This window comes from Enterococcus sp. AZ196 (genome assembly GCF_050498845.1).
In the GTDB taxonomy this organism is placed as follows: Bacteria; Bacillota; Bacilli; order Lactobacillales; family Enterococcaceae; genus Enterococcus_A; species Enterococcus_A murrayae.
Genome location: NZ_JBIPAM010000002.1, coordinates 222,887 through 242,848, shown reverse-complemented (window position 1 = coordinate 242,848; position 19,962 = coordinate 222,887). Strand labels below are relative to the sequence as shown.

The 19,962-nt window shown below is 39.9% G+C and carries 20 protein-coding genes; 13 read left to right on the top strand and 7 right to left on the bottom strand.

Translation table 11 applies throughout. The features are described 5' to 3' along the window. Nucleotides 1-21: 21 nt before the first annotated feature. Nucleotides 22-558: a TetR/AcrR family transcriptional regulator gene (locus IGI67_RS18935; protein WP_429958856.1), complete on the bottom strand. Its 537-nt coding sequence runs from the start codon at nucleotides 556-558 to the stop codon at nucleotides 22-24. 117 nt (nucleotides 559-675) lie between these two features. Between IGI67_RS18935 and IGI67_RS18930 the strand changes: the two genes are divergently transcribed. The 5 genes from IGI67_RS18930 (at nucleotide 676) to IGI67_RS18910 (ending at nucleotide 5,801) form a co-directional block, all read left to right on the top strand. Further along, complete coding sequence (locus IGI67_RS18930) at nucleotides 676-1,809, top strand: AI-2E family transporter (RefSeq protein WP_429958855.1); 1,134 nt, start codon at nucleotides 676-678, stop codon at nucleotides 1,807-1,809. A 173-nt stretch (nucleotides 1,810-1,982) separates the two neighbouring features. Continuing rightward, nucleotides 1,983-2,594, top strand: a complete 612-nt coding sequence (locus tag IGI67_RS18925; RefSeq protein WP_429958854.1) for a GNAT family N-acetyltransferase — start codon at nucleotides 1,983-1,985, stop codon at nucleotides 2,592-2,594. 350 nt (nucleotides 2,595-2,944) lie between these two features. Then, nucleotides 2,945-3,139 carry a hypothetical protein gene (locus IGI67_RS18920; protein ID WP_429958853.1) on the top strand — a complete coding sequence of 65 codons (195 nt, stop codon included), beginning with the start codon at nucleotides 2,945-2,947 and terminating at the stop codon, nucleotides 3,137-3,139. Beyond that, on the top strand, nucleotides 3,100-3,924 hold the full coding sequence (locus tag IGI67_RS18915) for an aldo/keto reductase (protein ID WP_429958852.1): 825 nt from the start codon (nucleotides 3,100-3,102) through the stop codon (nucleotides 3,922-3,924). The genes IGI67_RS18920 and IGI67_RS18915 overlap by 40 nt, the downstream gene beginning before the upstream one ends. A gap of 122 nt (nucleotides 3,925-4,046) precedes the next feature. Beyond that, the gene (locus IGI67_RS18910) at nucleotides 4,047-5,801 is read left to right on the top strand and encodes a 1-deoxy-D-xylulose-5-phosphate synthase (RefSeq protein WP_429958851.1); all 1,755 of its coding nucleotides are present in this window, start codon (nucleotides 4,047-4,049) and stop codon (nucleotides 5,799-5,801) included. A gap of 62 nt (nucleotides 5,802-5,863) precedes the next feature. Here the strand turns inward: IGI67_RS18910 and IGI67_RS18905 are convergent, their stop codons facing one another. Continuing rightward, nucleotides 5,864-6,811: a WD40/YVTN/BNR-like repeat-containing protein gene (locus IGI67_RS18905; RefSeq protein WP_429958850.1), complete on the bottom strand. Its 948-nt coding sequence runs from the start codon at nucleotides 6,809-6,811 to the stop codon at nucleotides 5,864-5,866. 203 nt (nucleotides 6,812-7,014) lie between these two features. Between IGI67_RS18905 and IGI67_RS18900 the strand changes: the two genes are divergently transcribed. The 7 genes from IGI67_RS18900 to IGI67_RS18870 all read left to right on the top strand — a co-directional run bounded on the left by IGI67_RS18900 (nucleotide 7,015) and on the right by IGI67_RS18870 (nucleotide 14,129). Beyond that, nucleotides 7,015-7,707, top strand: a complete 693-nt coding sequence (locus IGI67_RS18900; protein ID WP_429958849.1) for a response regulator transcription factor — start codon at nucleotides 7,015-7,017, stop codon at nucleotides 7,705-7,707. Continuing rightward, nucleotides 7,700-9,001 carry a sensor histidine kinase gene (locus tag IGI67_RS18895; RefSeq protein ID WP_429958848.1) on the top strand — a complete coding sequence of 434 codons (1,302 nt, stop codon included), beginning with the start codon at nucleotides 7,700-7,702 and terminating at the stop codon, nucleotides 8,999-9,001. Before IGI67_RS18900 ends, IGI67_RS18895 begins: the two co-directional genes overlap by 8 nt. A 353-nt stretch (nucleotides 9,002-9,354) precedes the next feature. Then, entirely contained in the window at nucleotides 9,355-10,272 is a 918-nt protein-coding gene (locus IGI67_RS18890) for an ATP-binding cassette domain-containing protein (protein ID WP_429958847.1), read from the top strand. Nucleotides 10,273-10,285: 13 nt separating this feature from the next. Continuing rightward, nucleotides 10,286-11,077 (top strand): ABC transporter permease subunit, encoded by a 792-nt coding sequence (locus IGI67_RS18885; RefSeq protein WP_429958846.1) that lies wholly within the window; start codon nucleotides 10,286-10,288, stop codon nucleotides 11,075-11,077. An 84-nt stretch (nucleotides 11,078-11,161) separates the two neighbouring features. Continuing rightward, complete coding sequence (locus IGI67_RS18880; RefSeq protein ID WP_429958845.1) at nucleotides 11,162-11,965, top strand: CPBP family intramembrane glutamic endopeptidase; 804 nt, start codon at nucleotides 11,162-11,164, stop codon at nucleotides 11,963-11,965. A gap of 528 nt (nucleotides 11,966-12,493) precedes the next feature. Continuing rightward, nucleotides 12,494-13,639: a Fic family protein gene (locus tag IGI67_RS18875; RefSeq protein ID WP_429958844.1), complete on the top strand. Its 1,146-nt coding sequence runs from the start codon at nucleotides 12,494-12,496 to the stop codon at nucleotides 13,637-13,639. Nucleotides 13,640-13,940: 301 nt separating this feature from the next. After that, nucleotides 13,941-14,129 carry a hypothetical protein gene (locus tag IGI67_RS18870; protein ID WP_429958843.1) on the top strand — a complete coding sequence of 63 codons (189 nt, stop codon included), beginning with the start codon at nucleotides 13,941-13,943 and terminating at the stop codon, nucleotides 14,127-14,129. A 124-nt stretch (nucleotides 14,130-14,253) separates the two neighbouring features. Here the strand turns inward: IGI67_RS18870 and IGI67_RS18865 are convergent, their stop codons facing one another. The 5 genes from IGI67_RS18865 to IGI67_RS18845 all read right to left on the bottom strand — a co-directional run bounded on the left by IGI67_RS18865 (nucleotide 14,254) and on the right by IGI67_RS18845 (nucleotide 18,507). Continuing rightward, nucleotides 14,254-14,490, bottom strand: a complete 237-nt coding sequence (locus tag IGI67_RS18865) for an addiction module antitoxin (RefSeq protein ID WP_429958842.1) — start codon at nucleotides 14,488-14,490, stop codon at nucleotides 14,254-14,256. A gap of 276 nt (nucleotides 14,491-14,766) precedes the next feature. Continuing rightward, nucleotides 14,767-16,221, bottom strand: a complete 1,455-nt coding sequence (locus tag IGI67_RS18860) for an ATP-binding protein (RefSeq protein WP_429958841.1) — start codon at nucleotides 16,219-16,221, stop codon at nucleotides 14,767-14,769. Then, nucleotides 16,218-16,907 carry a response regulator transcription factor gene (locus IGI67_RS18855; RefSeq protein ID WP_207108407.1) on the bottom strand — a complete coding sequence of 230 codons (690 nt, stop codon included), beginning with the start codon at nucleotides 16,905-16,907 and terminating at the stop codon, nucleotides 16,218-16,220. The genes IGI67_RS18860 and IGI67_RS18855 overlap by 4 nt, the downstream gene beginning before the upstream one ends. A 91-nt stretch (nucleotides 16,908-16,998) precedes the next feature. Then, nucleotides 16,999-17,778 (bottom strand): ABC transporter permease, encoded by a 780-nt coding sequence (locus IGI67_RS18850; protein WP_429958840.1) that lies wholly within the window; start codon nucleotides 17,776-17,778, stop codon nucleotides 16,999-17,001. An 18-nt stretch (nucleotides 17,779-17,796) separates the two neighbouring features. Next, on the bottom strand, nucleotides 17,797-18,507 hold the full coding sequence (locus tag IGI67_RS18845; RefSeq protein WP_429958839.1) for an ABC transporter ATP-binding protein: 711 nt from the start codon (nucleotides 18,505-18,507) through the stop codon (nucleotides 17,797-17,799). Nucleotides 18,508-19,165: 658 nt separating this feature from the next. Here IGI67_RS18845 and IGI67_RS18840 point away from each other — a divergent pair. Continuing rightward, nucleotides 19,166-19,885, top strand: a complete 720-nt coding sequence (locus IGI67_RS18840) for a GntR family transcriptional regulator (protein WP_429958838.1) — start codon at nucleotides 19,166-19,168, stop codon at nucleotides 19,883-19,885. The last annotated feature ends 77 nt before the right edge of the window (nucleotides 19,886-19,962 follow it).

The following is a 19,962-nucleotide window of genomic DNA, read 5'->3' as shown; positions in this document are numbered from 1 at the left end:
CCGCTGCTTTTAGTTTCAATTTTATGATTCATACATGATTTGATTTAGAATTTCGATGAATGTCTGATCATCCACTTCAATTTTCCCAAAGATCCAATCAGCAATTACTCCAGTAATCCCTGCAATAAAAAAATTAACTTCAATCTGATCTTTAAGGCTATTGGTTCTTAATTTTTCCTGTTGGATAATTTTTTGAGTAAATATTTTTTTTATTAAAACAGTAAGCTTATTCTCATACCCTTCTCCATAAAATATTTGGAAGAGGTTCTTATTATCTGAAATATAGGTGATAAGTTTAGTAGCTATATCATGAAAGTCTTCTTTATCATTTTCAGGATAATTCACATCAAAAATCGTTTCTAGGTCAGCGATTGTTTCGTCGATTATCTTGTTTTGCAGATCAAAAATATCTGTGAAATGAATGTAGAATGTTCCTCGACCGATATCTATTTTATCTGTAATTTCTGTAATGGTGATTTTATTGATCGGCTTTTGTTGCAATAAGTTTAGAAATGTTTCTTTAATCGCTTTTTGAGTTTTCTTAGTCCGTCTATCCAAGGCAATTCCTCCAAGTAGTTATGCGGTTACACGCATAATTATATTGAACGTTTGATCATAAAGCAACAACTGTATATAAAAAAAGAAAGATTTATTAAGTTAAAGTAGAGGTGCAATATGAATAAATTAAAACAAGAATTTCCTCAATTAAGAAAGCTTTTAGACACGAAATTTGTTGGGGGCTTGCTCATAACAATCCTATGCTCCATAACAATCTTGCTGCTTTCAAAGATTTCCTTCTTTTTTGTCCCAATTGGTACTTTTCTATCAATTGCAGCGGTGCCAATTATTATTGCGAGTCTATTCTATTATATTCTCCAACCCATAGTCTCCTGGCTGGAAGACAAAAACTTGAAACGAATCTATGCAATATCTCTCGTATTCGCAGTCTTAATTCTCCTATTCTCAATTGCACTTATTACTGTAATTCCAATAGTACAGGCTCAAATAGAGAATCTAATAGAGAACCTTCCTCAATATTTTGATGTACTAATGAAACAATTAAAGGATTTACCGCACTTGAGTATCTTAAGACCATTCCAGTCTGAGGTCAGTGAGCTTATGCGCTCTATCTCAACTTCCCTTACTGATTTTGCACAAATGATATCATCTTATGTTGTTTCAGGTTTTGAAAGCTTAATTTCAAAGATAGCTACTGTGGTTATTACCTTAATTATATTTCCGATTATTCTTTTCTTCTTGCTCAAAGATGGCAAAAAAATTCCCGAACGTGTTTCCTCTGTTTTGCCAAAGAAGTTTCAAGTAAGTACTCGAATGGTATTGGAGGAAATGAGTGATCAGGTTTCATATTACATTCGAGGACAGCTTTTAGTTGCCCTCTGTGTTTCAATCATGTTCACCATTGGTTTTACCTTTGTAGGACTAGAGTATTCTCTTGCTTTAGGAATATTAGCGGGAGTACTTAACTTAATCCCTTATCTAGGTTCTTTTTTAGCAACTATTCCAGCTCTCGTTTTGGCCTTCATGGGTGGTCCTATACTGGTTTTAAAAGTGATTATTCTTTTCGCAGTTGAGCAATTAATCGAAGGTCACTTCATATCGCCATTAGTATTAAGTAGTAAACTTCATGTACATCCGGTTACGATTCTTTTTATTCTTCTTTCTGCAGGGAAAATATTCGGAATATTTGGGGTGATTCTTGGGGTTCCAGTTTATGCAATTCTTAAAGTATTGGTGGTTCATTGTTTTTCATGGGTCAAGAGAAATACCGCTTTATATACCAATAGTTGATTAATTATCACTTAATATCTCTGGAATGGGTGTGAGAATAAGATATTGTTCCTGAACAGATAAATAAGCACTGTTAATTATTGAACAACTGTGTGCTAATTGCATATTGGTTTTGATCCAGCGATCACTTACAGTTAAATTAAGAGGTAATTAATAACGTGGAGGGATAGCCTATGGCGATTAATATAAAGCAGATTGAAAGAAGAGATTTTGACGCAGCAAGGAAATTTGCATTAGATGGAATGCACTTGTCATGGTATGTCAATAATAAGGTTGAACTGTATCTCTACAGTAAATATGTTCTGTATTTAGAGTTAACAAAATCAACGATGGTTTTGGGTGCTTATGAGGAAGACCGATTAGTTGGTTTTCTATTTGCGAATTTTCGTGGTGATAAAGTAGTCTATGATTCTTGGTTTTATAGGCTGTATATGAGTATTGTTGAGAAATTTATGAACTTTTTCTCAAAAGACGATATTTCTGGTCCGTATGATCGAGCCAATAAAGAAATGCTAGAAGACTTTATGAAATATAAGCCTGACGGTGAATTAACCTTTTTTGCAGTTGATCCTACATTAAAGGGGAAAAGAATTGGTTCGCTTTTGCTTGATGAGCTGACTAGGCGAAAAAAAGGGAAATTAATTTATTTGTATACTGATACGGGATCGACTTATCAATTTTATGAAAAACGAGGATTTACTGTATCAGGTAAAAGAGATCTCATTTTGCCAATTAAAGGTAAGGAACTACCCTTAACCTGTTATCTGTTTAGCAAAAAACTTTAATAATATCAAATGTCTTGCTCTCTTTTTTATTCTGTTCTATAAATCTATTGAAAGTGTGTAGAAAATGATGATACGCTCCCTATAAAGTAGAAAATTGAGATTTAACGAATGTAACACAATCCGATTGTGTTACATTCGACAAAACAGATCTATCCCCTGCGGCTCTAAGGAAAACGCGTTTTTCCTCTGGCCGCTTTTTGTTTCGATTGTTTTGAATGCAACATAATGCTTTCCTGGGAGTGTTTTTGTTACATTCTATGTAAAAGGAAATTGCCATTTAAGTCCAAAAGGAACACTTCATACAAAAACACAGAATTTGATTTGACCTAAACCTGACTTTAGGTGATAAAATGAAAAAAATCATTGGCTTGGGGGCGAGATATTTGAAAAGAGCGGTTATTTTTATCGTTTTATTAAGTGTATGCATTGGTCTTGCTGCTTGCGGTGAAACGACTCAACAGACTGGCAAAGATCCATCCCCAACCACGAAGGAGGGAAAGAAAAAATGGCAGAAAGAGCATTTAATTTTGAAACGCAAACCGTAATGCTCAATAGCGGTCACGAAATACCGCTAAATGGCATCGGTACCTATAGCTTGCTGGAGGAAGAATGCGAAAATGCGTTAACAGAGGCAATGTCCCGCGGGGGTCGTCTAATTGATACGGCGTTTATGTACCATAATGAGGAAAGTGTGGGAGCGGCTGTTCGGAAATCGGGCATCCCTAGAGATGAGCTATTTGTGACGACAAAGCTGTACCCTAATCAGTTCAATGATCCGGAGGCGGCGATCGATGAAGCGCTGAAAAAGCTGAATATTGAGTACATTGATCTGATGCTGCTCCATCATCCGGGGGATGGCGATGTTGCCGCCTATCAAGCGATGGAGCAGGCAGTCAAGCAAGGGAAAATTCGTTCGATCGGATTATCCAATTGGTACATCAAGGAGCTCAAGGAATTTCTGCCGCAGGTCGAAACGACTCCGGCACTCGTGCAAAACGAAATCCATCCGTATTATCAAGATGATGAGGTGATCGAGTACATTCACAGCCTCGGCATCGTCGTTCAGGGCTGGTATCCCCTTGGTGGTCGAGGGCATACTCGTGAACTGCTGGGAGATGAGACGATCGTCAAAATTGCTGAAAAGCACAAAAAGTCCGCGGCACAGGTTATTCTTCGCTGGAATCTGCAAAAAGGTGTGATCGTCATCCCCGGTTCAAGCGACCCGGATCATATTCAGGAAAATACAGAACTGTATGATTTCGAGCTGACCAAGGAGGAGATGAAGCAAATCAATGCCCTAGACCGCCATGAAAAGCATGATTGGTATTAAAAATTAAAAAATCAATCTGCCGTTCTTTTGATATAGAGAATCAGAAGGATGAATAGTTGAAATTAAAAACGTTTGTTGGATGTTCCATAGAATGTCCAGCGATGAATAGATGGAGGAACACTGTGTTATTAGAAAAAGTAAAAAGTCCTAAAGAGTTAAAAGAAATGTCGATAGAAGAGCTGCAAATCCTTGTGAATGAAGCAAGAGAGGCATTGCTCCAAAAGGTCAGCAAGCATGGCGGCCATAATGGACCGAATCTCGGTGTGGTGGAGATGACGATTGCACTGCATTATGTTTTTGATTCACCAAAGGATAAATTTGTATTCGATGTGTCTCATCAAACTTATATCCATAAGATGCTGACGGGAAGAGGGCAGGCCTTCACAGATCCAGCGCACTATGAGGATGTATCAGGCTACACGAACCCGCAGGAAAGTGCCCATGATCTTTTTTCAATTGGCCATACCTCGACCTCACTTTCACTGGCAAATGGGGTCGCAAAGGCACGCGACTTAAAACAGGAGGACTATAATGTTGTCGCGATTATCGGGGATGGCTCACTATCTGGCGGTCTTGCCTATGAGGGACTCAACAATATTGTCGAACAAGCCACCAATACGATCGTGATCGTGAATGATAATGATCAGTCCATCGCAGAAAATCATGGCGGGCTTTACCAGAACCTCAGAAAACTGAGAGCCTCTAAAGGTGCAGCACAGGATAATTTCTTCAAGGCTTTGGGATTTGAGTATCATTATTTAGATGCCGGAAATGATGTGAAGGAGCTGATCGATCTATTTAAGACGGTAAAAGACAGCGATCATCCTATTGTGGTTCATGTGCATACGATCAAAGGCGCTGGTTTCAAGCTGGCAGAGGAGAATCGTGAAGCCTTCCATGCAGGCGGACCATTTAGTTTAGAAACAGGAGAATATCTTTCAGCGGGAGGAGCTGGGGCAACCTATAACAGTGTGACCGCTGATTTTCTAATGGAAAAAATGGCGGCTGATTCCAAAGTTGTTGCGATAAATGGCGGCACGCCCATGATGCTGTTTTCTCAAGAACAACGAAAAAAAATCGGCAAGCAGTTTGTGGATGTTGGGATCGCGGAAGAACATGCGATGACGATGACTGCTGGACTAGCTCAAAATGGTGCAAAGCCGGTCTGGGCAGTATTCTCCACCTTCATGCAGCGAAGCTATGATCAAATTTCGCATGACTTGGCCTTAAATAATCTGTCAGGCACGATATTGGTTTTCAGCGCCTCGGTGAATGGCATGAATGACGAGAGCCATTTGGGTATTTTTGATATTCCGTTTTTGAGTCATATTCCGAATATCGTATACTTAGCACCGACAAATAAGGAAGAATACTTAGCTATGCTGGATTGGTCGATCGAACAATCCGATCATCCGGTTGCGATTCGCGTGCCAGTAGGAAAACTAAAGGAAGTCGGAGCGGCGGATTCCACCGATTACTCACGCCTTAATAAAAATGAAGTGACACAAACAGGCTCGCAGGTCGCATTATTTGGCCTGGGAAATTTCTACGAGCTGGCAGTTAAGGTCGCTGACAAATTAAGTGAGGCTCATGGTATTAAAGCAACGATCGTCAATCCAAAATTCATTTCAGGCTTGGATAAGCAACTACTGGACAGCTTAGAAAAGGAGCATCAGACAGTTGTCACGCTGGAGGATGGTATTTTGGAGGGCGGCTATGGTCAAACAGTGGCAAGCTATCTTGGCGATAGTGAGCTGAAGGTACTCAATTATGGAATAGACAAGCAATTCCACGACCGCTACGACGCGAATGAGCTGCTTATTCAAAATGGCCTCTCAGTCGATAGTATCGTTCAAAGAATTTTATCTACTATTTAAAGAATGTCAAAATAAATAAACGTGTTAGCCAAGAGCGCTAACACGTTTATTTGTTCAACTGTTTAAATCGCTGTGGATTGGCCTTCGCCTAGATCCTCATCGTTTGGCAGGAGATCACCCGGAATGTCATCTAGAATATCTTGGATGCTGGGAATTTCGTAGCCCTCAGGTTTTTCTTCTGTCCAGGTCTTGCCGCCATCAGTGGAATAAAGTGTTTTTCCATCTTCAGATTGCTTGGTGAGGATTGATTTTACTTTATCCTTGAAGCCTTCAGGTGCTTCATCAGTCCAGGTTTTCCCGCCATTTGTCGAGTATTGGATTTTGCCATCCTTGATTTTCATCGAGACTCCGCCTTCGACTGGGACAGTGAAGCCGTTTTCCAGCCAATCGTCGATCTCCTTCAACGGATCTGACCAGGTTTTTCCACCGTCTTCTGAATATTTCCACTGATTTTCCTTTGGATCAAACTCAGACACTTTTTTGCCATCCTTGCTTTTCCAAGTTAATTTGCCATTTTTATCGACTTTTACACCTTCAGGAGCTTCTTCTGTCCAAGTTTTTCCGCCGTCAGAGGAGAATGTCCATTTATCCTCCTCCTGTTTCATGATCACGCCGTTTTCCTTGTCGCTAAAGGGAAATCTGAAGGTATTCTGATTGGACGTGCTGGTAATACTTTTTGATTCAGAATTCTTGTAGTGGAGGCGCCCATCTTCGTCTTCGTAGATTCCATCGGGCGGTGTTGTCGACCACGAAATTCCTTCATCCGAAGAAAACTCCCATTTCCCATTGTTTCGACGAATTTTCACATCATCTACATTGGTTTTCTGGGTTTGTTTATTGGGAAAGTTCACTTCTGTTTGGCTATTGGCTTTTACCTCTGTGACGGCTTTTCCAATATTATAGGAGACAACGGAAAGTCCGATCAAAAGAGTGAGTGCGAGGACTCTGGCTGTGAAAGGAAAGGAACTTAGGAACGTGGAGCGAGAGGATTTGGGTTTTCTGTTGTTCATGTTAACGACCTCATTTCATTTATTGATAATGCTACTATAGGGGGTGAACCTATAATGAAGCTGTAGTATCAACAAAGGAGAGTGAAATTATTTATTTTAGGTAAAGAACGGTTTTATTACTCGTGTTATTTTTGCGATTCAAGCTTCATTAGAGGTTCGTCCTTTATAATTAGGTAGAGTCTAGGTTTTAAGGAGGACGATGAATGAAGCTTTTACTAGTTGAAGATGAGGCGATGTTAGCTGAGGCAACGGCTCAAATATTAAAAAAACAAGGATATTTAGTAGATATAGCAGAAGAAGGCGTTTATGGATTAGATTGTCTGCTTTCAGGTGTCTATGATTTAGCCATTTTAGATATCATGCTTCCAAACAAGGACGGTTTGACGATTTTAAAAGAAGCGCGGGAGGCTGGGATAGAAATTCCGATTCTCATGTTAACAGCAAAAGGAGAGCTGGAGGATCGAGTGGACGGGCTGAACAGTGGGGCAGATGATTATCTATGCAAACCGTTCCAGTATCAGGAATTATTAGCCCGATTAAAGGCCTTAAGCAGACGAAAAGGGACGTTTAAAATCGATGGGCTTCTTTCATTTGGGGATTTTGAATTGAATCCGTACAATTTGCGCTTGAAGACCCAGTCCGGCGAACTGAATCTAACAAAAAAAGAGGCCAATATTTTGGAACTCCTAATAGCGAATTATCCGCAGCTGACCTCGAAGGATCGAATCATCGAAAAGGTCTGGGGCTATGATTCAGAGGCGGAATACAATCATGTAGAGATGCATATGTCGCTTTTGCGAAAGAAGCTGCGGCAAGTGGAGAGTGTGACGCAAATCACGGTTGTGCGGAATCTAGGTTATCGGCTAGATTTTTCGAAGGGTGACGACTATGATTAATCAGTTTAGAAAACGATTGATCGCAATGACGACTGGATTTGTGGCCGTCATTTTAATCATAGCCTTCTCCACAATTTTTATGACTACCTATCTAAACCAAAAGTCAGATACCTATGAAAAATTAAATCAGGCAGAGCAGCTGCGGATCACCGGCGGTAAGGTGACCTTCGATGAAAAGAGCGATGATGCAGTAGAAATCAATCGAATCGTGACCGGCGCAGGCGTCTATTTCAATATGCTGGTAGATAAAACCGGCAAACCAATCATGGTGGATTCTGCCTTAAAGCTGTCCAAAAATCAGTACAACAAAGCAGCGAAGCATGCTTGGAAGCAGCAAGAGGGCGGCGTAATCAAAATGAATGGGCGAGAATGGCAATACATTGTCGCTCCAGCCATCGCCAATTTTGATTATGGCAGCAATGATCAGGATAAAGAGATCAGGAAGAATGATGAAACGTATCTTATGCGTTTTTTAGATGTCACGGACGCGAAAAAAAGCTTGTCTTCTCTGGCGACCACTTTGATCATTGTCGGCCTCGGATTAATGCTTCTTTTCTTTTTAGTGATCCTTTTCTTTACTAATCGCGCGATTCGTCCGATGGAGGAGGCCTGGAAAAAGCAAAAGCAGTTTATCGCCGACGCTTCACACGAATTGAAGACGCCGTTGAGTATCATTTCGACAAATGTCGATGTTCTTTATGCTAGTCAAGAAGAGACCATCAGCGATCAGCTAAAATGGCTGGACAATATCTCCAGCGGAACCAAGCGGATGAATGGGCTGGTAAATAAATTGCTTACGGTCGCAAAAGCCGACAGCAGCTTCGATCAGTTAACTCTTACAAATATTCAATTGGACCAGCTGCTGGCCAATGCGTTGACCAATTACGAAACAAAATTCGAGGAAAAAGGGATTACGGTCAACAAGAAGCTAATGAAATTGACAGGAAAAACCGACGAGGTCATGCTGCAGCAGCTCTTTGATCTCTTCATTGATAATGCCAGCAAATATACGAACAAGCATGGCTCATTTGACGTTTTATTAGAAGCGAAAGGACGAGAGTGTGTCATTATTTTTCGAAACACTGGCGATGGAATCGCGAAAGAGGATCTGCCCAAAATTTTCGATCGTTTCTATCGCACAAACGAGGTTCGACAAAAATACGAAGGCAGCTATGGCTTGGGCTTATCTATTGCGCAAAGCATTGTAGACCAATTAGGTGGAAAAATCGACGTCGAAAGTACAGTGAATGAGGCGACAGAGTTTACGATTCGTCTGCCGTTAAAGAGACTGTAAGAAAGGACCAGCGATTTTGGCAGCTGCCAATAGAAATTTCGAGTTGTTTTATTGTGAGCTGGACGGTGCCGCTTCCAATAAATCGATTGGGCACTCCTTCAAGGCACATGTTCATTAACTATTACGGCAATTAAAAGGGAGCAACTAAGAAGGGAAGAAAAGCCTGACCTCAATTGGAAAATTAAATAGAAGCGATTCGATCGGTTGATATGAGGATGACATATCAGCCGATTTTTTATTTTGCTGAGGAATCGCTCCCTAATTCAAGGTTCATTATAGGTTGAGTCGTTATAGTGAGACCACCACATTTCAATGATGTGGGTGAGGAAGGCACAGAGAAGGGGAGTCATAAAATGAAGGCAACGATTTTGAAGACGAATAATTTAACAAAAAAATATTCTGGTAACGCAGGCGTTAAAAATATAAATATGACGTTGGAAAAGGGGGATATCTATGGATTTATTGGTCAAAACGGGGCAGGAAAAACCACCCTGTTACGGCTGATCACCTCGTTGATCCATCCAACAAATGGAACGCTTGAGCTTTTTGGAAGTGGCGAAGAGCAAGACCTGATCAACGCGAGAAAAAAAATCGGTGCGATGATCGAAACACCTGCCTTCTTTCCAAAAATGACAGCACGAGAAAATCTGAACTATTATCGCATTCAAAGAGGGATCACAGACGAAAATGAAATCGAACGGGTTCTGAAATTAGTCAATCTGGATGCGACCGGAAGTAAGCGATTTAATCAGTTTTCCCTTGGAATGAAGCAACGTCTGGGGCTTGCGTTAGCAATTATGGGCAATCCTGAATTACTGATCCTAGATGAACCGATCAATGGGTTAGATCCAACAGGAATGATCGAGTTTCGCGAAATCATCAGCAAGCTAAATCAGGAAAAAAAGATCACCATCTTAATTTCCAGTCATATTCTTTCAGAGTTAACTCAAATAGCCACAAGATATGGCATTATCCATCACGGCACACTATTGAAGGAGTTTACCAAGGAAGAGCTGGACAAAAATACGCAAGGGTATATCTCTATGAAGGTCAGCAGCGCGGTGAAGGCTGGTGAAATCATTCAGTCAACGATGAATACGAAGCAGTTTGAGGTTCATTCGACCGAAGAGATTCGACTGTTTGATTTCCATAAGGATACGTCCAAGGTGATTGAGCTACTAAGTTCCAATGGGATAAAAATCTATTCGTCAAACGAAATAAAAATAAATTTGGAAGACTATTTCATTAGTGTCATAGATGAAATAGCATGAGGGAGCACAAACGATGGTTAATATAATTAAATCAGATATTTTTCGAATAAAGAAAGGATCTGCGGTCCGCAATGTCTTTCTGGCGGGAATAATCATTATCGTCATTACAGGAGTCAATATGCTGGGTTCCAGCAGCGGTTTCGGAGGTGTCGGCGTTCAATCCACTGCCAGTGCCGCGAGGTCATTACCTGGAAACGGGGCAGAATTCGTTCAGCAGATGCGGGATGATGGGCTATTTCCATTCTTTATTTTAGCCTTCGCTGTGGCGGTGCTGGGTGCTGAATATTCTACGGGAACAATTCGCAACAGCCTGTCCTATTTTGTTGATCGAAGGAATGTTTTTTTTGCGAAATGTGTCACCGGATTTCTATGCTGCTTAACCTACACCACACTATGCTTAGTAGTAAGTTTCGCAGCAGGGACAATTTTGTTTGGATTTGGCGGCTTCACTCTAACCCTTATCGCAAGAATTCTGGTTCAGATACTCTTATCTACACCGTTGTATATCGGGATGATTGCTATTGGAAATGGCCTGCTCGTTTTTACCAAGAAAACGAGTATCACCATCACGACCTATTTAATCGGTTTGATCGCCTTTCCATCCGTCACTTATCAAATCTATCAGCTATTTCCAAAAGCCGAGTGGCTGACGCTTTGCGACCCATTGTCTGCCTTTTCCATGCTATCAAGATTTTGGGAATTTCCTATAATGACTGTAGGGATGGTTCTGCTATTTTGGGTCATCCTAGACGCGCTTTTATTGTTTGCCGGGGCACAGTTGTATGCGGATGCAGATATTGCCTAACAAAAGTGAAATGACCACATGAAGAGTGAAGCACTATGCGCTTTTCAACAAAATAAAAATGAAAACTATCGAAAGGAAACGTTTATGAGAAATACTAAAAAGGCAGTGATCACTTTTCTGATTCTCTGCTTTGCATTGAGCACAATCTTCTATGTACTGATTATCAACTATCAAATAATGAATATGTCATATCTATTGATGTGGTGTCCAGGAATTGCTGCGATCATCGTCAAGCGGCTTTATCATCGTGATGAGAAAATGTTCAATCTAAAAAAAGGGAAATTGAAATACGTGTTATCAGGCATAGAGATTCCACTTTTATATAGTCTTTCGTCCTATGGAATCTATCTAATTATGCGAGGAAATGGTGTTATTACAGGCAATACACTCCGAACCCTTTTAAATCAGCCGTTAATCCTACTCTTGTATATAGCCATCTTTTTTATTACCGCTTTAGGAGAAGAAATCGGTTGGCGCGGCTTCTTAAATCGTGAAATGTTTGAGCTTTTTGGCTATCGCAAGGGGGCATTTCTCACAGGCTGTATCTGGGCTATCTGGCATCTGCCGCTGATAGTCACTGGCTATGTCTCCAGCATCCCCGTTTGGTATCAGGTTCCGATCTATGTAATCCAATGTATCGCCATGTCCTATCCGATGTCTTATTTAAGCCTCAAATCAAAAAGCGTATGGCCCGCTGCAGTGTTCCATTTTGCACACAATTTCGTCATTCAAATTCTATTAGACCAATCCATCGGTGGTCAAAACAAACCGTATTTAGTAGGCGAGACAGGAATACTAACGATCGCGATTATTTTGATTGTTTGCTACTTCTATGCAAAGAAACCACTTGATTCGCTGGAAGAGAGTCGGGCGTTTGAAAATAGATAGATTCAGTCTTAAAAAAAGTGAGGACTGTGGGGATTTTTGACAATCTCTACAGCCTCTTTTCGCTACATTATCAATATTCAAAGAAGCGTCAAAAATAGTATAAAGAAAAAATAAAAAAGCGAACGAACAAATTTCTTTAACAATTTAAAGAAATCTGTTCGTTTACTTTAATTTTGTAAAGTATTTTTTGGAAAGACCTTTGAATCGATTACGTCTTCTATTCTGGTGTTTTTTCTTTTTCCCACTCGGAAAGCTGATCAAAGGATTATCAAAAAAATAAAACAGTTATTCTTATCACACATGAGGGGATTTTCTCATCAAAGGGCGAGGTTTCTTTTTCTGAAGCCAGCGATGTGAGAGAAACTAAATCAGGCCATAATATAGAAAGTAAAATTTTCCTATGTTATAGTTAAGTGTAGGATTCGTATAATATAAATGGTATATTTGTTTCATATTATTTGGAAAATTGATTTATAGACAATATACAAGAGATGCTTATTTCATATTATAGAAAAAAGGGGTGGTGAAATGGGAAGATCAGGAAGCTTTATTCAGACAAATGAAAAACATTCTTACAAATATTTTGCGCCAGCGTCATTACCGCCTAATCCAGAATTGAACATGAATGAACTAAGCAACACTTTAGCAGATGCTACGGAAGCATTAGGCAGATTGAATATGTTAAGTGAGCTCATCCCTGATATGTCAATCTTTCTTTACCAGTATGTCAGAAAAGAAGCGGTGCTATCTTCACAAATCGAAGGCACGCAAGCAACACTGGAAGATATTTTAGATCCCGAGATTGCTGAAAACACAGAAAAGTTAGCCGATGTTGAGGAGATCGTTAATTACATCGCGGCGACTAATTATGCATTAGAACGACAGAAAAAATTACCACTCTCAAATAGATTTTTACGGGAAATTCATGAGAAATTGATGTCAGGGGTTAGAGGACAAGAAAAAAATCCTGGAGAGTTTAGGCATTCGCAAAATTGGATCGGTCCCCAAGGAAGCACGATTGCTACTGCTAAGTATGTTCCGCCTACGGTTGAAAAAATGGACAATGCCTTAAATGATTTAGAGAAATATATCCATAGTGCAGATACTCTACATCCCCTCATTCAAGCAGCGTTGATTCATTATCAATTTGAAACAATCCATCCGTTTTTAGACGGAAATGGTCGTGTAGGAAGGCTTTTAATTATCCTTTTTCTTTTAGAGAAAAAAGTCATTCAAGCCCCCATTCTATATATTAGTCTTGAGTTAAAAAGAAACCAATACGAGTATTACGATCGAATGATGGCAGTAAGAAACACAGGGAATTACGAACAATGGGTAAAATTCTTTTTAGAAGTAGTGACACACGCTGCAAAGAATGCGACAAATAAAATTAATCAGCTTTCCAAATTAATTGAAAGTGATCGAAAAAAAATTGCGGATGAGCATTATAAATCGAGTACCGTTAAAAACATCTATGAATTTTTGTTGAGCCAGCCGCTAGTTACTGTAAACGGCTTAGCTAAGTATTTTGATTTAGGGTTTGCTACTATTAATAATGCGATTAAGCAGCTAGAAACTTTAGGAATAGTTATACAGACATCACGAGGTAAAAGAAATCGAGTATTTAGCTATAAGGAGTATTTAACGATTTTAGAAGATGATACCTTAGTGTAACTATTCAAAATGTGTTAGATGATCAAAAGAGGATGATAATTAGAACCCATTCTAAAAATATTTCTTAGTACTAAAACGACGCGGAAGCATGTAATCAAAAATAAAAAAAGCGGACGAACAAATTCCTTTAACAATTTAAAGAAATCTGTTCGTTTACTTTAATTATTTAAAGTATTTTTTGGAAAGACCTTTGAATTGGTTATGCTTCCCATTCGGAACGCTGGTAATGAGAAAATTTACTAAAGAAAATATATGAAGATAAAATTGCGTATCTTATTTTTAAACAGAGGGGGAATAAAATATGTATTTTAAAAATAGCTTTGGGAAAATTTATTTAGAAAATGGGAAATTATACGTCGACACAGAAGTCTGCACAATCACGGTCGATCCAAAGGACGATGACACACGAGAGAAATTCTTGAAAGAGGAGTTTGACTCTCAAGTGGAGAGGCTTCAAATGGCAGAAATGGTTTTACCGCCAAAAAAATAAGTTCTAAATCAAAGACTCAACAACAATGAATCGATCTTTCTGCCCAAGACAGAGAATGAATCAGGTCCTGGCTAGGAGGATCGTTTTATTTTGATTAGTACAAAACAGTTAAGACATTCATAACTCATAAATCAACTAAATCCTTATAGGTCTCATGGTGTTCTTGTATAGACGGATTCATTAGAAAATCGATTTTCGAATCATCATGGGTATTTTTTTTAGTGATCGCCTCTTTCAATTTATCCTCATCAAGGAATACGGTATCTCCAATCGTTAGATTATTCTTAGCCAAAAAATCTTTTGATACGGAGATCATAACGGAATTTCCAACCAAGCGAAGTTTTCTTTTTTTACTATCCACAGGAATAACTCCTTTCCCTCTTTATCTAAAGTATACATCGTTGGTACAAATTGTTGAGTGAGAATGTGGAACCTGCCAAAAAAAATTGCCTTGTCGAAAGAAGCGTCAACATAGTATATAAGACGAATAAAAAAGCGAACGATCAAATTACTTTAATGATTTAAAGAAATCTGATCGTTTACTTTAATTTTGTAAAGTGTTTTTCGCTTAATACCATTAATTAGACTTGCTTTCAGTCATCCTGTTAAAACGAAATGTCTCTTAGGAGCGAGCCGCTTATAAACGCACCTGAAACATCTTTTCTTTATCAGTCAATTCAATAAAAGCAATCGTCCCGCCATGCTTCTCCACGATTTTCTTACTAATGGCCAGACCTAGGCCGCTGCCGCCTTTGGTCGAACGAGAATCATCGCCGCTGACAAAAGGCACAAATAACTGTTCCTGAAGATCCTTGGGAATCCGATTGCCATTATCCGTTACTTCAAAGATTATGCGACTGTTTTCGGTATAAAGTCGAATATGGACGATTGTCCCAGCTGGGTTGTGGTGGATACTATTGCTGATCAAATTATCAAACACCCGCCGCAATTCCACGGCATCACCCGCCAACTCTAAAGGTTCCTCTGGCAGATCAAACATCAAGTCAATCTCATTTTCTTCCGCGATTTCCAGTTGCTCTAGCAAGACTTCGCGAACCAGCTCAGACACATCCAGCTCCTGCAAATGAAGCTGATAATCTGGGCTTTCCAGCTTAGAAAAAATTAATAGGCGAGTCACCAATTCGTTCATATGATCGGTTTTAGAAATGATTGTCTCCATCGTCTGTTCCAGCTTTTCTTCACTAATCAAGCCATCAGCAACAGCCTTCGCCGTACCTTTGATGGTTGTGATGGGGGTCCGCAGGTCATGAGCCATGTTGGCAAATAATAGTTGCCGTTCCTTTTCATAGGCCAGCCGCTGCTGTTCTGACTGCTTCAACTGCTCGGCCATATGGTTGAAGGAATCCTCGATCTCAATGTATTCATACTCTGCATTCAGATGAATCTTCTTCTCGTAGTCTCCATGATTGATCGCCCGCAAACCATCCATCAACACCTCGTTTGGCGCGACAAGATGCTCCTTGACAGATTTAGAATAGCGCCAGATGCAGAAAATGAAAATGAGAAAACTTGGAATCAACAGGAGAAGGATCCCTCGTAAGGTTCTTTTGCCAGTGGGGGAGTTGAAGCTTGTAAAGGTCATGTTGAAATTTCCCCAAAGTCGGTTACGGGGCAGCTTGGCGATGCAGATATATTCCTTCCCATTTTCAGCGGTAAAGGGAGCAAAGGTCGCTAAATAGCTGTCATCCACATTTCCTATTGTCAACGATAATGGCCCGATCTGATGGACACGATGATTCATAATTGCCTGAAGGCCATCCATTGTCAATAATTGATTCTGGGTGTAATGCTCTTTTTTCTCCATTACCTTGCCTTTGGTATAAATCACACGATTGTTTTCATCTAGAATCTCTACCCAGCCGCCGACATCATTCAATATTGTAATATCTATTTTTTCGTAATCTGGCCGAACGATCGTGTCAGCGCCTAGATTCTTAGCCAGGTCATTCGTACTATTCATGAAAAATTGAGCGATTGTGATCAGAATCATCAGTAAGGCTATCAGCAAAAGCGACGTTGTCACATACTTTCGAGTTAAAAACCGACCTAATGTTTTTGGCTTCTTTTTCATGGCACCATCTTATAGCCTAGACCACGGATCGTTTGGATATAAGATGCCCCCTCTCTGTCGCCGATCTTATCTCGCAGTCGGCTGATGTAGACCATGATATTGTTATCATCTACGATATAAGTATCCTCCCACGCCGCTTCGTAAATCTGTTTTTTCGTAAAAACTCTGCCTGGGGAGCTCATTAGTAAACGTAAAATTTTAAATTCGATCGAAGTCAGATTCAACGATTCCTCATTTTTGTAAAGCAAGCATTGATTCAGATCCAGCGTTAGATCATGGAGGCTCAGTGTCTCAGGTTCAGCGACTTCCTTTGCACCCAAGGAATAGAAGCGGCGGAGCTGGGCTTCTACTCGAGCCACCAACTCCAACGGATCAAAAGGCTTCGTGACGTAATCATCTGCGCCGACTCCTAGTCCCAGCACCTTGTCTGCACTCGCATCTTTGGCGGTCAAAAAAATGATCGGGATATTTTTCTCTGAACGAATCGCCTTGATCAATTGATAGCCATCCATTTTCGGCATCATGATATCTAAAATCGCCAGATCGATGCTTTCCTGCTGTAGACATTCCCACGCCGCTGCGCCATCCGCTGCCGTAAAAACCTGATAGCCATCCTTTTCCAAATAAAGCGTCACAAAATCAAGAATTCCCTGTTCATCATCTGCTACTAAGATCGAAAAGCCCATCACCAACACCTCTTTTTCATTTAGGTAGAACGCATACGCGTGTATGCTTCATAGATTCCTTTATTTCCTATCATTATACCGTTTCCAACCGCTATTTTATATCCACTCTTTTGAAAATCAGAGAGGCGATGGCCAAAAGGCAGACAATAATCAAAAACGAAGATAGGAGAGCGGGCAATAAATACTCTGCGTCACCAGCGATAAGATTGTTGCTGACGGATAGGGCAGAATATTTTACAAAAGTAAACGCATTGGAATTAATTAAATAATTTACCGCAAATAGTCCGATCAATGCCGTGATAAAAGCGATGAAAGGGGACATGTACAAACCGACTAAGAATGTCAATGCCATGAATAATGCCAGATGAAGATAGATGAAACCGACACTAGCCGCCAAACCAGAGACAGTCACTGTTGCCGAAGCAAAATTTCCGTTACCAAGACTTGAATTTGCGATAAACAAGTAGTAGCTGCCAAGAGCAGACAAGGTGAATAGAGCGAAAGCCCCCGCGACTACTGTCATCAATGCCAAAAATTTCCCGAAAATCACACGGCCTCTTTTGCCAATTCGAAGCAAGGTCATCTTGATCTGTCCGCTGGCGATCTCGCCAGAAAATTGAAAGGCCGCTACTAAGATCAGCAAAATGCCCCAGATACCTAATCCGCTAAAGAATATCCATAAGGTTCCGATAAATTCCAGACAAGCAAAAGTGCCGTTGTTCGAAGCCGCATCGCCAGTCATGGTCAAGCCGCCGGTTGAGATTCCAAATGCCATAATGAACGCCAGGATTGCTGGGATCACCAAGATCAAGCTGTTTTTCCGTTTCATTATTTTAATCAATTCCATTTTATAAATCATCCACAATTCCATTTTTGTACCCTCCAATTTCTACTTCATTAACTCGATCAAGCGTGCTTGCTGATTCTCAAAATGCCGATTTTCATCAGAATAGCTGATCACGCCGCCGCTTAGAACTAAGATGTTATCCGTCAAATCACAAACCTCCTGCATCTGATGGCTGGAAAAAAGAATCGCCGTTCCTCGTTCCCGACACAGCTTTTTCAATAACTCTTTGACTTCTTCCACGCCGATCGGATCCAGCCCTACAAACGGTTCATCCAAAATCAGCAGCTCCGGCTCTGTAATCAGCGCCAAAGCTAGCGCCAACCGCTGTTTCATCCCAAAAGAAAAATTCTTCACCTTTTTCCGCGCCGCATTCCCCAGCTCGACGAACGCCAAGCTCTCCTGAATCCGCTGCTTTCGCGCGCTCTTTGGAATCGAATCCGTCAGCCGAATCGACAGCATCAAATTGTCATACGCATTCAGGTCCTCATAAAATTGTACATCCACTAGCGAACCGATCTTCGCCTTCACCCGAGTATCAGACGAGTCCAAGCGCTTCCCGCGAAACGTCAGCTCACCATCAAAGTTTGTCGTCAATCCTAAAACACATTTCATCAACGTCGTCTTTCCGGCACCATTTCTGCCAAGTAGTCCAGTAATCTTTCCCGGCACTAGCTCCAGATGGATGCCTTTCAAAATATCTGCTTTGCCATAGCTCTTATGCAGATCGTTGATTTCTAAAATAGTCGTCGTCATTTTTTCGTCCTCCTGTTTGTCTATGGCTCAAGTATAGGGAGACAAGCTTTCAGAGAGAGTGGGTTAACCTTAAAATAAGCTTTAAATGTGAGGGGGAGTGTCGGGCTTGAAAAGTACAAAGACAGATTATTGGTGAAAGGAAGTGATGATTTGCGATATTGGCGAAGGCTATCTAAATAGAGAGGGTAGAAAGTGAAATCCATATTATCCTTAAAAATGAGCCATTGATAATATAGGTGATGATTCCGGGTTATATTATGTAAATAAAAAAATCATAGATTCACCTAAAATTTTATAACATTTTGGCTTCTTTTCTACCTGTTTTTAGCATTAGTTTAGCGCTAAAATAGAGTAGTTATAGTGGCATATATAAATTTATATTGGTAAAAAAATCTATCAGTCAATTAATCACTGAAACCCTGCGAGAAAGTACCGAGAATTTGGATGAGCAATTCTTTCTCTATAAATCCTTTTAAGCTAGACTTCTGACTAGTTTCGTGTTCGATATCTAGTATTATAACTTTCTATAGTGATGCTCCTGCGGTCTTTCCATATAATTTTCAGTTATATATGGGGAATGAAATAGGTAAATTTGTTAACGAAGTTTTTTTGGTGTGTGATATAGTTAGTTAAAAGAGTGTCTAGGAGGAGGCTCACATTGGTAGAAAAAATATTAAAATATGAAGTAATTGCTCATGATGTACGAAAAAAAATTCTTTCAGGTAAATACAAAAAGAATACACAGCTACCTCTTGAAAAGGAAATGTGTGATGAGTACGGTGTTAGTCGAATCACTGTTAAAAAAGCGATCGATTCCCTTGTTCAAGAGGGGCTGGTTATCAAACGTAGGGGTTCGGGAACGTTTGTGAAAGATTTTGATAGTTATGAGGATGAACGAAATATTCCCAACAAGCTTTTAGGTTTTTCAGAAAAGCATAAGGATAAAAACATTTCTACAGAGATTTTAGTGTTTGATATTGTCGAAGCAAATGAAGAAACGGTTGAAAAATTGAAACTTAAGAATACAGAGTTTGTTTATCGAATTGGCCGAGTGCGGAAAATTGATAAACAACCTGTCTGTGTAGAATTCAGCTTTATTCCAATTAATTTAGTATTAGGCTTGTCTATTGTTCATGTGATTGATTCGATCTATTCCTATGTAGAAAAAGAAATGGGGATTAAAATTCAAAGTGGACACAAAGAAATTTTTGCTAATTATGCAAGTCATGAAATCAGCAATGAATTAAATGTACCATTAGATTCCCCTATTTTGCAGATCAACCAAGTAGCATATTTAGAGACAGGCCAACCTTTTGAGTTTTCTCACTATTACTACCCGCCTAAAACTTTTAAATATCATACTATAGACATACGCTAGTCTTTTTAATCAAAAGACATAACTTTTGATTAAAAAGTTATTTACATTGCCAGTGAAAGATATTATAATTCATTCTG

Excerpts from the sequence above, each read along its gene's own strand:
- IGI67_RS18930 (WP_429958855.1), top strand. The coding sequence starts at position 676 with ATGAATAAATTAAAACAAGAATTTCCTCAATTAAGAAAGCTTTTAGAC.
- IGI67_RS18925 (WP_429958854.1), top strand. The coding sequence starts at position 1,983 with ATGGCGATTAATATAAAGCAGATTGAAAGAAGAGATTTTGACGCAGCA.
- IGI67_RS18920 (WP_429958853.1), top strand. The coding sequence starts at position 2,945 with ATGAAAAAAATCATTGGCTTGGGGGCGAGATATTTGAAAAGAGCGGTT.
- IGI67_RS18915 (WP_429958852.1), top strand. The coding sequence starts at position 3,100 with ATGGCAGAAAGAGCATTTAATTTTGAAACGCAAACCGTAATGCTCAAT.
- IGI67_RS18905 (WP_429958850.1), bottom strand. The coding sequence starts at position 6,811 with ATGAACAACAGAAAACCCAAATCCTCTCGCTCCACGTTCCTAAGTTCC.
- IGI67_RS18900 (WP_429958849.1), top strand. The coding sequence starts at position 7,015 with ATGAAGCTTTTACTAGTTGAAGATGAGGCGATGTTAGCTGAGGCAACG.
- IGI67_RS18895 (WP_429958848.1), top strand. The coding sequence starts at position 7,700 with ATGATTAATCAGTTTAGAAAACGATTGATCGCAATGACGACTGGATTT.
- IGI67_RS18890 (WP_429958847.1), top strand. The coding sequence starts at position 9,355 with ATGAAGGCAACGATTTTGAAGACGAATAATTTAACAAAAAAATATTCT.
- IGI67_RS18885 (WP_429958846.1), top strand. The coding sequence starts at position 10,286 with ATGGTTAATATAATTAAATCAGATATTTTTCGAATAAAGAAAGGATCT.
- IGI67_RS18880 (WP_429958845.1), top strand. The coding sequence starts at position 11,162 with ATGAGAAATACTAAAAAGGCAGTGATCACTTTTCTGATTCTCTGCTTT.
- IGI67_RS18875 (WP_429958844.1), top strand. The coding sequence starts at position 12,494 with ATGGGAAGATCAGGAAGCTTTATTCAGACAAATGAAAAACATTCTTAC.
- IGI67_RS18870 (WP_429958843.1), top strand. The coding sequence starts at position 13,941 with ATGTATTTTAAAAATAGCTTTGGGAAAATTTATTTAGAAAATGGGAAA.
- IGI67_RS18860 (WP_429958841.1), bottom strand. The coding sequence starts at position 16,221 with ATGAAAAAGAAGCCAAAAACATTAGGTCGGTTTTTAACTCGAAAGTAT.
- IGI67_RS18855 (WP_207108407.1), bottom strand. The coding sequence starts at position 16,907 with ATGGGCTTTTCGATCTTAGTAGCAGATGATGAACAGGGAATTCTTGAT.
- IGI67_RS18850 (WP_429958840.1), bottom strand. The coding sequence starts at position 17,778 with ATGGAATTGTGGATGATTTATAAAATGGAATTGATTAAAATAATGAAA.
- IGI67_RS18845 (WP_429958839.1), bottom strand. The coding sequence starts at position 18,507 with ATGACGACGACTATTTTAGAAATCAACGATCTGCATAAGAGCTATGGC.